This is a genomic window from Paenibacillus sp. Y951, from assembly GCF_056786395.1.
The window spans coordinates 62,480-74,633 of record NZ_JBXCIY010000019.1; the positions used below are offsets into that span (position 1 = coordinate 62,480).

At 39.5% G+C, this 12,154-nt stretch carries 10 protein-coding genes and 1 rRNA gene; 1 reads left to right on the plus strand and 10 read right to left on the minus strand.

Going from position 1 to position 12,154, the window contains the following annotated elements:
- Positions 1–188 precede the first annotated feature (188 nt).
- Together ispD and AC1TPB_RS20780 are read right to left on the minus strand one after the other, a co-directional pair.
- Positions 189–887 carry a 2-C-methyl-D-erythritol 4-phosphate cytidylyltransferase gene (ispD, locus tag AC1TPB_RS20775; protein WP_482078262.1) on the minus strand — a complete coding sequence of 233 codons (699 nt, stop codon included), beginning with the start codon at positions 885–887 and terminating at the stop codon, positions 189–191.
- A gap of 53 nt (positions 888–940) precedes the next feature.
- Entirely contained in the window at positions 941–2,035 is a 1,095-nt protein-coding gene (locus AC1TPB_RS20780; protein ID WP_482064485.1) for a PIN/TRAM domain-containing protein, read from the minus strand.
- A gap of 146 nt (positions 2,036–2,181) precedes the next feature.
- Between AC1TPB_RS20780 and AC1TPB_RS20785 the strand changes: the two genes are divergently transcribed.
- The gene (locus AC1TPB_RS20785) at positions 2,182–2,586 is read left to right on the plus strand and encodes a DUF1573 domain-containing protein (RefSeq protein WP_482078263.1); all 405 of its coding nucleotides are present in this window, start codon (positions 2,182–2,184) and stop codon (positions 2,584–2,586) included.
- 61 nt (positions 2,587–2,647) lie between these two features.
- Here the strand turns inward: AC1TPB_RS20785 and pssA are convergent, their stop codons facing one another.
- The 8 genes from pssA to rrf form a co-directional block, all read right to left on the minus strand.
- On the minus strand, positions 2,648–3,376 hold the full coding sequence (gene pssA, locus AC1TPB_RS20790) for a CDP-diacylglycerol--serine O-phosphatidyltransferase (protein ID WP_482078268.1): 729 nt from the start codon (positions 3,374–3,376) through the stop codon (positions 2,648–2,650).
- An 82-nt stretch (positions 3,377–3,458) separates the two neighbouring features.
- Positions 3,459–4,535 carry a DNA integrity scanning diadenylate cyclase DisA gene (gene disA, locus AC1TPB_RS20795; protein ID WP_482064488.1) on the minus strand — a complete coding sequence of 359 codons (1,077 nt, stop codon included), beginning with the start codon at positions 4,533–4,535 and terminating at the stop codon, positions 3,459–3,461.
- Between the two features lie 253 nt (positions 4,536–4,788).
- Complete coding sequence (gene radA / locus AC1TPB_RS20800; protein ID WP_482078264.1) at positions 4,789–6,156, minus strand: DNA repair protein RadA; 1,368 nt, start codon at positions 6,154–6,156, stop codon at positions 4,789–4,791.
- A 341-nt stretch (positions 6,157–6,497) separates the two neighbouring features.
- Positions 6,498–8,939: an ATP-dependent Clp protease ATP-binding subunit gene (locus AC1TPB_RS20805; protein ID WP_482078265.1), complete on the minus strand. Its 2,442-nt coding sequence runs from the start codon at positions 8,937–8,939 to the stop codon at positions 6,498–6,500.
- Positions 8,936–10,021 (minus strand): protein-arginine kinase McsB, encoded by a 1,086-nt coding sequence (gene mcsB, locus AC1TPB_RS20810; protein ID WP_482064491.1) that lies wholly within the window; start codon positions 10,019–10,021, stop codon positions 8,936–8,938. The genes AC1TPB_RS20805 and mcsB overlap by 4 nt, the downstream gene beginning before the upstream one ends.
- A 37-nt stretch (positions 10,022–10,058) precedes the next feature.
- On the minus strand, positions 10,059–10,580 hold the full coding sequence (gene mcsA, locus AC1TPB_RS20815) for a protein-arginine kinase activator protein McsA (protein WP_482064494.1): 522 nt from the start codon (positions 10,578–10,580) through the stop codon (positions 10,059–10,061).
- Positions 10,581–10,600: 20 nt separating this feature from the next.
- Complete coding sequence (locus AC1TPB_RS20820) at positions 10,601–11,062, minus strand: CtsR family transcriptional regulator (protein ID WP_482064492.1); 462 nt, start codon at positions 11,060–11,062, stop codon at positions 10,601–10,603.
- 995 nt (positions 11,063–12,057) lie between these two features.
- Positions 12,058–12,154 (minus strand): 5S ribosomal RNA (rrf, locus tag AC1TPB_RS20825); the annotation flags it as partial.

Consider the following 12,154-nt stretch of genomic DNA (forward strand, 5'->3'; position numbering starts at 1 on the left):
TTTGTGCTTCTTGATTGACTTCTAAGTAACAAAAAGTCACTTCGGAAGCATATACTTTACTTTTTGTGCTTCTTGATTGACTTCTAAGTAACAAAAAGTCACTTCGGAAGCATATACTTTACTTTTGTTCGCTTCCTGGATTGCTTCAATTGAAACAAAAAGTAGCATCGAAAGCATTAACCCTTTAATTAAGTTATCTCATTCTCCATTTTAGCAAGTAATTGCTCAGCCCAAGGCAAATCTTCCGGAGTCGTAATTTTAATATTAGTATACTCACCTTCAGATACTACTACCGGCAACCCCGCCCACTCTACGACCATTGCATCATCTGTTCCAAGTAACCCTTGCGCTAATGCCGCCTCGTGAGCTTGCAGCAGCAAGTCATGACGAAAAGCTTGCGGGGTTTGAATGGCCCACAAGCTTTTACGATCTGGGGTAGCTGTAATTACACCGTCACTGCTGACTTGCTTGATCGTATCTTTCACAGGAACGGCAAGAACTGCAGCTCCATGATCAATAGCCTTTGCACAGCATGCTTTCACTGCATGCTCAGAGACGAAAGGCCTAACACCATCATGTACCATAACCCATGGTGACTCTATATACTGCAAACCTGCGTACACGGACTGCTGACGCTCTGTACCGCCTGGTATAATAACTGTTAATTTCATTATGTTATATTGATCACGCCATTGCTCGCAACGCTCTACATCCTCAGCACCAACAACGAGCACCATTTCACTAACGTCTTCCATCATCTGAAATCGTTGTAGTGTATGTACAAGTATCGGTCTATCACCAAGTTGCAAATATTGTTTGCTTTCATGCGAGCCCATACGTGTTCCACGTCCTGCAGCTACAATTACGACACCCCAACGTTCATTCATCAAAGATACCTACCTTAAACCATACTATAATACTATAGTATTATCATACCTTGTTATTGCGCTTTTTCCAATAACTTCGGCTTAGCAAATATCATTCTTCCTGCAGATGTTTGTAATACGCTCGTTACAAGCACTTCCATCGTATGCCCAATATACTCTCTGCCGCCTTCAACTACAATCATCGTACCATCATCTAAATAGGCAACACCTTGTCCATTTTCCTTGCCATCCTTAATGACTTGCACCACAATTTCTTCTCCTGGCAGCACCACTGGCTTCACCGCATTAGCAAGATCATTAATATTAAGAACAGACACACCTTGTAGTTCACATACTTTATTCAAATTAAAGTCGTTCGTAACTACTTTGCCCGATAACACTTTAGCTAGCTTCACAAGCTTGCTGTCCACTTCGCTAATTTCTTCAAAGTCTCCTTCGTAGATGAGAACGTGAACATCTAGCTCTTTCTGAATTTTGTTCAGTATATCTAAGCCACGACGACCGCGATTACGCTTTAACAAATCAGAAGAATCTGCGATATGCTGTAATTCTTCTAGCACAAATTCGGGAATAACCAATGTCCCTTCAATAAACCCCGTCTTACAAATGTCTGCAATACGGCCATCGATAATAACGCTTGTATCAAGGATTTTATGTTCTTCATATCCTTTTACTTCACCTTGAGAAGTAACCACTTTCTGCTTTTCTAGTAACTGCCCCACGACAACCGCCAATTCATCCTGCTTACGAATACCAATCATCACACCAATATAACCACATACTAGCGCAAGCGCCACAGGTACAAGCTTCCACATTCCACCGAGCAAGGCAATAGCAGGATAGACCAGTGCAGCAATAAATAGTCCCACACATAATCCACCCATCGCCGCCAATAATTGACGAAGTGGCATTCCTTCGGTTTTACTTACGCCACTGTTCAGCAATTGCACAAGTGGCTTGGCAAATATGCTCGTTACCATCCACCCTAGAAATGCCCCAATTGCTACATTCAAGTAATAAGTGCCTGAGTGCTGTAAGAAAGGATACGCTGAATTAGACCATGCCATACTAGAATTGAACCAACTAGACATTTCGGCTCCTATCATCGCACCAATACAAATCCCTATAATAATAATCAATTTTTTCATAGGTTACCTTTCACCTCCATTACAATTATTAGCCATTTTTCGAAAGGTTAACCGTATGTTTGAAACTAAATATACACAAAGTGGAATTCCGGCGAAATAATGTTTATAATAGAGCCATAATACACTTTAAGAGGCAGGTGAAGATTTTGTCTACAAAGGAGAGTCCCTCGCTAGATCAATTTCAAGGTCAAGTATCACAACTACTTCTTAGACATCGAAGTGTGCTCGACATCATGTCCAAGTTAGATCAGACCAGTGCCGCTGTAAATCGTTCCGTTACAAAGGCAATCACCGACTGTGGTTGTATCGAATTGAATGCATCCAAACAACCTTACAATGAATTGCAATCTCTAGATGGCTCGCAATCAACGATCAAAAATCATCTCTCGGGTCAATTATGTGAGCATTGTAAAGAACTTATCGAGTCATCATTGGGCCGTAATCTCTTCTATCTCACTGCACTATGTACGCAATTACAGCTCGATCTTACGCATGTTGTCGCTACAGAGTCTACAAAATGCTCAACTTTAGGGTTATTTAATCTAACATAACAAAAAAGAGCGTACGCTACAGCAGTCAATAACGACTACACTAGCGTACGCTCTTACTATATTAGGCATGCTTTTCAGATTGCTCTTCTTCTTGAATGTTATATTGCTGTTTACGTTTCGAACGACGTCTAACTGTTTTTTTAAATCCATATAGAACATATAAGATTAAAGGAATAAAGAATATTTTTGATAAGTGCTTCTCAAAAAGAATCCCGATAATAAGCGATGCCACCACAATAATAGGAATAACCCACACCGCATTTTTCGGAATACCAATGCGTTTGAAGCTAGGATAACGAATATTACTTACCATCAACAAAGCTAACACAACAGACGTAATTATAAATACGATTGGCGCTACATCACCTTTGAACAATCCAACAGTAGCAAGTATTCCACCAGCCGCTGGAATAGGTAAGCCTATAAAATGACCTGGCGAGCCTGATTTGACGTTAAATCTTGCTAAACGAAGTGCACCACATATCGGAAATAACGCAGTCACAAACCAAGATACCATCGGTGTTACATCCTGTAATGCAACAACATACATAATAAAAGCAGGGGCTACCCCAAATGAAATCACATCTGCTAATGAATCCAATTCTTTACCAAACTCACTTTGTGCATTAAGTGCTCGGGCAACAAGGCCATCAACAGCATCTAATAGCATTGCAATTATGATCATGATTGCTGCCATACCTGAGCGATCGTTGTAAACTAATATGATTGAGATTACACCAAGACTTAAATTTCCTAGCGTAAGAATGCTCGGTATCGACTTCGTAATCATATCATCCACCTCTTTTTTCAATGCGTTCTTCTACAATAATGAATGCAATATTTTGTAGCACATTCAATTAATTGTAGGGGTTTTAGATTTGTCTGTCAATGAACACTTGCTCTTGAATGCGCTTTAAGCCATCTCTGATCGTTCTCGCTCTTACTTCTCCAATACCTTCAACGGCATCCAGATCTTCTGCTGTTGCCATTAATATAACCGAAAGCTTACCGAATTTTTCTACCAATTTATTCATAATGGAGATCGGTAGTCGCGGAATTTTGGCCAACAATCGATATCCTCGTGATGAAATTACTTCATCTGCTAACATCATACTGTTAGGATAACCAAGCAGCTTCACAATCATTGACGCTTCAAGTAATTCTTCATTACTTAATTTTTTCAAAGCAAGCTGAAATTCAGCTACTTTTCCAGCAGACGGATCTTTCATATAATCGCTAATCAGATACGCAGCTTCTTCTTCTAAACCAACAATTAACTCTTCCATTTGCATCCGAATTAATCTACCTTCAGTTCCTAATTCATTGACATAACGCATAATCTCCGTCTTTATGCGATTAAGCAGTTCTGATCGTTGAATAACATGAGCTACTTCCTGTAGCGTTACCAAATCCTCATATTCCATTGCCGACAAATTAGTAAACGCCTGACTAAGCACAGATTGATATCGTTCTAACGTACGAATGGCCTGATTCGCTTTCGTCAAAATAAATCCCATATCCTTCAAAGAATAACGCAACGACCCTTGATATAATGTAATGATATTTCGACGCTGAGAAATAGACACAACTAGTTTCCCCGTCTGCTTCGCTACACGTTCCGCAGTACGATGTCTGATACCTGTCTCTGTTGAAGGTATGCTACTGTTAGGGATAAGTTGCGTATTTGCATATAAAATACGCTTCAAATCCTCACTTAAAATAATAGCACCATCCATTTTGGCAAGCTCATATAAATAGTTGGGCGAAAAATCACAGTTGATCGCAAAACCACCATCTACAACTTCCATCACTTCCGGACTATAACCAACAACGAGTAATGCACCTGTATTCGCACGAAGCACATTTTCCAGTCCATCACGAAAAGGTGTGCCAGGTGCCACAAGTCGCAATAAAATGTTCATTTTTTCTCGTTGACTAACTTCCTTCATGTTGTTCCCCCTGTTCCAAGGCTGCTATCTATACTTGCCACTGAATTTACAACAGGATATAGCGTCTTATTTACACTACTTCTATCTTATTGAAATTCCATTAACTTCATGCATTTTCAGAGCAATATATCTAATTATGTTTTACATCCATATTATGCTTAACTATTTTACAATAACATAGAACGTAGCCACAGCATATAACTAACTGTATTCTTCCCATCAATCACTACCGCTCCTACTGTTATTTTCTGTATTACTCGAGCGCAGCTTTCAACGCTTCGGCTACGTTTTGAACACCTATTACAATAATACCTTTTGGAGGGGTCCATCCCTTTAGACTTTTCTCGGGCATAATTACCCGCTTAAAGCCAAGCTTAGCCGCTTCCTTCACTCGTTGTTCCGCTCGCGCGACAGCTCGTACTTCACCTGTTAACCCAATCTCACCAAATATGACATCATCTGGCTTAGTAGGGGCATCCTTAAAGCTAGATGCAATACATACCGCAGCTGCTAAATCTATTGCTGGCTCATCTAATTTCAATCCACCGGCTACGTTCAGATAAGCATCTTGATTCTGTAGAAACATCCCCATTCGCTTCTCAAGGACAGCAATGATTAGTGACATACGATGATGGTCAATTCCTGCAGACATACGCCTTGGCGAAGGGAAATTGGTCGGGGCAATTAATGCTTGAAGCTCGACAAGTACCGGTCTCGTCCCTTCCATACTTGCTACAACCATGGATCCAGATACACCTAAAGGACGTTCAGATAAAAATAATTCCGAAGGATTCGTTACTTCTCGTAGTCCATCCTCTCCCATTTCAAATATGCCGATTTCATTCGTTGAGCCAAAGCGATTTTTCACCGCACGTAACAGTCTGTAGGTGTGATGTCGTTCTCCTTCAAAGTAAAGCACACAGTCAACCATATGTTCTAATAAACGAGGTCCTGCGATCGCACCTTCCTTCGTAACATGACCTACTAGAACAGTAGCAATCCCTTTTTGCTTCGCAACTCGCATAAAATGGGCAGTACATTCACGAATTTGCGACACACTTCCCGGAGCTGATTCCACACTTGGATCATACACCGTCTGAATGGAGTCAACGACTAGAAAATCTGGATCGAGATTTTCAATCGATTCATTAATATGCTCCATATTCGTTTCACAAAGTACATATAAATGCTCCGTTAATGCTCCTAGACGATCTGCACGAAGCTTTGTTTGACGCACCGATTCTTCACCTGATATATATAAGACCTTGTAATCTTTAGCAGCGAGGGCATGCGATGTTTGTAACATTAGCGTTGATTTCCCGATACCAGGGTCTCCACCAACTAATATTAAAGAACCTGGAACAACCCCACCACCAAGCACTCGATTAAGCTCAACCATTTCTGTCTCAATGCGTGGCTCTTTACCTGTTTCTATCTTCATAATCGACATCGGTTTTTCTTTGCCTAGCGCACCTGTTAAGCCTACACCTTTCGTTTTGGAAACTGTTTCTTTATGTTCAACCATCGTATTCCATGACTGACAGCCTGGACATTTACCAAGCCAACGTGTTGATTCCGTACCACATTCCGTACAGGCGAACTTTATTTTAACTTTAGCCATAATATACTCCTTTAAGGGTAGTTTAAGTGGTAGTTCAAAAACGGACTTTGAACAATCACTTTGACGATCACGGTCTTTTTCTTTTATTTTAACATTAACATATAACTTTCAAAAGGGACATTAGTGAAGCATTTCACTTTGTGAAAATTGTTACTCATTGAAGTTAGAAGACTTTACTGCAGTAATCTATTCTCCAATTGTGTCCCTTATTTGCGTTAGCGATTTCACTCGGTTTTGTTCGTCAATACAAAAAAGGTGTCACTCTAGCAGGAACATCCTACTGTTGTGACACCTTAAAGTTAACTAGGTAACATTATATCCAATCAATGAGCTACACTTACTTATTCAACGGTAGCTTTTACATCCTTCACTACAACTAGTTCGCCATCTTTTTCATCAATGAGGAAGGAATCTCCTTTTTGAATAACGCCCATTAGCAAATCTTCTGAAAGACGATCTTCAATATGTTTTTGAATCGCTCGACGTAATGGACGAGCACCATATTGCGGATCATAGCCTTCTTTTGCTAAGAATTTCTTCGCTTCATCTGATAAAGTGAACTCAATTTCTTGCTCCATCAAACGTTTAGCAAGATCATCTGACATTAACGTAACGATTTTCGCAATATGCTCTTCACCAAGTGAATGAAACACGATCGTTTCATCAATACGGTTAATAAATTCTGGACGGAAGCTTTTCTTAAGCTCAGCCAATACTTTATCTCTCATCGTTGCGAACTCTCTACCAGCGTCATTTACCGCCGTAAAGCCAAGTGTAGAGTTTCTCTTAATTTGATCAGCACCAACGTTTGAAGTCATAATAATTAATGTATTGCGGAAGTCAACGACGCGACCTTTCGAATCGGTTAGACGACCATCTTCCAGCACTTGAAGTAGAATATTGAATACTTCAGGATGTGCCTTCTCGATCTCATCTAGCAATACGACAGAATATGGTTTGCGACGTACCTTCTCTGTTAATTGACCGCCCTCTTCATAACCAACATATCCTGGAGGAGCACCTACTAGTCGAGAAGTGGAGTGTTTCTCCATATATTCAGACATATCAATACGAATAACCGAATTCTCATCCCCAAACATCGCTTCAGCTAGTGCACGAGCTAGTTCTGTTTTACCAACACCTGTAGGTCCAAGGAAGATGAACGAACCGATCGGACGCTTAGGATCCTTCAATCCAGCACGAGCACGTCTAATCGCACGAGATACTGATTTAACCGCTTCTTCTTGACCGATTATGCGATCATGTAGAATACTCTCCATTTTAAGAAGACGCTCTGTTTCTCCTTCTCCAAGCTTGATTACAGGAATTCCGGTCCAGCTTGCTACAACTTGAGCAATATCCTCAGGTGTTACTTCAGAGTCTGTACGTCCTTGTTTTTCTTTCCAAAGGTTTTTCGTTGTATCTAGTTCTTCACGAATTTTTTGTTCTGTATCCCGAAGTGCTGCTGCTTTCTCGAACTCTTGGCTTTGTACAGCGGCATCTTTTTCTTTGCGAATGTTTTCAAGACGATTTTCTAATTCCTTCAAATTAGGTGGTACAGTGTATGTGTTCAATCTTACGCGAGAACCAGCTTCATCGACCAAATCAATCGCTTTATCTGGTAAGAAACGATCTGGGATGTAACGATCAGATAATTTAACTGCTTGAATGATAGACTCATCTGTAATTTTCACACGGTGATGAGCCTCATAACGATCACGCAGACCATACAAAATTTGAATCGCTTCTTCCACAGATGGTTGATCTACCGTAATCGGTTGGAAACGACGTTCCAGTGCCGCATCCTTCTCGATATATTTGCGATATTCATCAAGTGTCGTTGCACCGATACATTGCAATTCACCACGAGCTAGGGCTGGCTTCAAAATATTAGAAGCATCAATTGCTCCTTCAGCACCACCTGCACCGATTAAAGTATGCAGCTCATCAATGAACAAAATAATATTTCCTGCTTGGCGAATTTCATCCATAATCTTTTTCAGACGGTCTTCGAATTCACCACGATATTTCGTACCTGCTACAACAGAACCCATATCAAGCGTCATCACTCGTTTGTCACGTAAAGTTTCAGGAATTTCGTTATTAATAATTTTTTGTGCTAATCCTTCGGCAATCGCTGTTTTACCAACACCAGGTTCCCCAATTAATACAGGATTATTTTTCGTACGACGGCTTAATACTTGGATAACACGCTCAATCTCTTTGGAACGACCAATAACAGGGTCTAGATTACCTTCTCTAGCTGACACCGTCAAGTCTCTGGCCAATCCATCAAGTGTTGGTGTACTTACATTGTTTTGCGTATGCTGATGGCTTGATACCGCCTCGTTACTCCCTAACAATTGCAGCACTTGTTGACGAGCTTTATTCAAGCTAATGCCCAAGTTATTCAAGACGCGCGCCGCAACACCTTCGCCTTCGCGAATTAGACCAAGTAAAATATGTTCTGTTCCTACATACGTATGGCCAAGCTTGCGTGCTTCGTCCATCGATAGTTCAATAACTTTTTTCGCACGAGGCGTATAGGCAATATTGTTAGGCTGCTCTTGACCACGGCCAATTAATGCTTCCACTTCATCTTGAATTTTTTCAAGACCTAAGCCTAGTCCTTGTAAAGCTTTAGCTGCGATACCTTCACCTTCACGAATTAGACCAAGTAAAATATGCTCTGTACCAATATTGTTATGTCCCAAACGTACTGCTTCTTCTTGAGCTAACGCTAGTACTTTTTGGGCACGCTCTGTAAATCGACCAAACATCATAATGAAGCACCTCCACTTTCACCTTGTTTATTCAATTGCTCTCTAATCAGTTCGGCTCGCTTATAATCGCGATCCTCTACAGAGAGTTTTTCATTGTAACGATGCTGTAAAAATCCTGGTTGTGTCATAATAAGTAATTCGTTCAGCACATGCGGTGGAATATTCGATAATATACCGAGATCTGCCCCAAGTCGAACATCAGATAACCGTTGTGCTGCTTCCTTAGAATCTATAATAGCTGCATGTGCAAGAATTCCATAAGAGCGTTTCACACGATCTTCTACACGCCTTAATGATTCATTCATTAGCTTACGACGCGCTGCTTTTTCATGTTCAATAATTTGTTTGGCTACCCCATATAAATTGTCAATAATTTCTTGCTCGGATTGACCAAGCGTAATTTGATTCGATATTTGAAATAAATTTCCTAGTGCTTCGCTTCCTTCACCGTAAAGTCCACGAACAGCTAACCCTACTTGGGTAACTGCCGAAAGTATACGATTGATTTGTTGCGTAAGTACTAATGCGGGCAAATGCATCATAATCGATGCTCTTAATCCCGTACCAACATTGGTTGGACAAGTCGTTAAGTAGCCTTTATTCTCATCAAATGCAAATTCTGCTGCCTCTTCATAACAATCATCTATCGCATTCGCTAATTTCCATGACTCCATAATTTGAAATCCTGGATATAAACATTGTATGCGTAAATGATCTTCCTCATTGATCATAATACTAACAGCTTCATTATCACTCAAAATAACAGCACCGGCACGGGATTCATTAGCCAAATTTGGACTAATAAGATGTTTTTCAACTAACACCCTTTTATCTAATTCACTAAGATCCTTCAATAAAATAGTATTGAAATGCCCATGAGCATCTAGAGTTCCTGAATCACTAATCGCTAATAATTGTTCGAGCACTTCATTGGCTTGAGCTGTTGTCGCAAGTAGAGGAAACGGCTGATGATTAAGATTACGTGCTAAGCGAACTCTACTACTTATAACAACATCCGAATCTGGTCCTTGACCTCTCATCCAATCACTAAGTGCATCAGAAGAAAATTGATGCTCTGTCAACAAACTCACTCCTATCTATATAAATATTGTCATCTGATCATTGCTGCATCTTTCGCTCAAGCTCACGAATTTCATCACGAAGCTCAGCTGCTTTTTCAAACTCCTCAATTTCAATATTGCGATGAAGCTCACTGCGTAATTCTTCTATTTGTCTCTTACATTGAATTTTACTCCCAGAACGCTTAGGTATTTTCCCGCTATGTGTTGTGCTGCCATGAATCCGTTTAATTAGCGGATTCAATCGTTCAGAAAAAGCATGATAACAATCACTACAGCCAAACCGACCAACTTTACTAAATTGGGTGTAGCTCATCCCACATGTTTCACAACGTACAGATTCCTGCGGTGCAATATTGCTTAAGCTTTTATTACCGATCGTATCAAAATCTAAAATGCCCGATAATAGACTGTGAATAGAAAAACTATTTGGCGCGCCAGGAATACTTTCTCCCTTTTCTCTAGCACAAGCTTCGCAAATGTGAAATTCTGTCTTTTCTCCATTTATGATCTTAGTAAAATGTAACGTTGAGGGTCTCTTCCCACATTCTTGACAAGTCATCATACACAACTCCTTGCGACTTATTTCAATAATAAAGCAACCAGCATCGATTTCAATAATCTTGCTCTTAATTCATCTCGATAGGGAAGCTTTAATACCAGCGTATCTCGATGAATAGCTACACGTATTAGATTTGCTTCACGCTTTGTCATATGACCTGCTTCTTCAAGCTGATAGATAAGTCCTTCTGCATTACTTTGATCAATTTGTTTACCAATCGTTTGATCAAAATGTAATTGAATCCCTTTTAACTCAGGTAATTCAACACGTTGAATGCGAACATACCCACCACCACCGCGCTTACTTTCTACAACGTAGCCCTTCTCAAGGGTAAACCGTGTACTCATCACATAATTAATTTGAGAGGGAACACAAGAGAACTTCTCGGCCAGATCGTTGCGCTGAATCTCAACAGCACTCTCACCACTATTATCAAGCATCTGCTTTAAATAAAGTTCGATGAGATCTGAAATATTACGCAAATCAACAACCTCCTCCCAGTTCAGTTATATTGACTTTGACTTTCTTTGACCTTAACTTCATTATACAAAATATAATGTTAAGGTCAAGTTTTTTCGCTATTTATCAGATAATTCAAATAACTAAAATATTCCACTTGTATTATATGTTCAAAAAACGAGCTAACAGAACTGCCTCTTATTATTAGGATGATTCTTTATTCGTCCAAATATACCTGTGTAAACTACTATTTTTTTGCGATTCTTTTTATTCACATTCATTATTTTATGTCTGAATCGCTGCATATGTCCCTACAAAATCATAATTTTCAATTTATAATGGATTATTGGGAGTATGATGCTGTGTAAGTAGTCGTTGTTCCAACAAAAGCATTTCTTTCTACCTATATCGACAACGATAGTACTATTTGAAATATATACCAGTTTAATTTTTCTATGACTCTATACATAAAAAATTTCATTTTTCTTCATTTTAATTCCACATTTACTTTTTTATGATAATGTTTTACAATATATTTAACTTGAACTAGCACTTCATGACTACTATCATTTCTTTTAATAATTAATCTTACTATTTCAAACATCAAGAAGCAGTAGTTAACCATACTTTAAGATATTTATTTGTTTGATCGTTACCTTAACTTGTACTTACATATTAAAACATAGAGTGAGCAATTGTATTACAGTTTCATTAGTCCATTATTATTCTGTATTACGTAATTTTAGTTTCATGATTTGAATTAGAAGACTATCGTTTTCTTCAACATGAGCTTACTTGATCTATGTTCTTCGCATTACCTTCCATATCAGCCAACCTCCTCGCATCATCCATGCAAGTATTCGAACCCTCAAAAAATACTCCCCACTTCTTAGAGTAGTCAACAAGTAAAGGGATAATTCCAATTGTCATTGAAAAATGACTCTGGGATTATCCCCTTCTTTATGTAATATTAGAAAACAACAAAAAAGCCTACTGCATATGCAGTAGACTCATCCGTGCTTGGCGACGTCCTACTCTCCCAGGACCCTGCGGTCCAAGTACCATCGGCGCTGAAAGGCTTAACGGTCGTGTTCGAGATGGGTACGCGTGGTTCC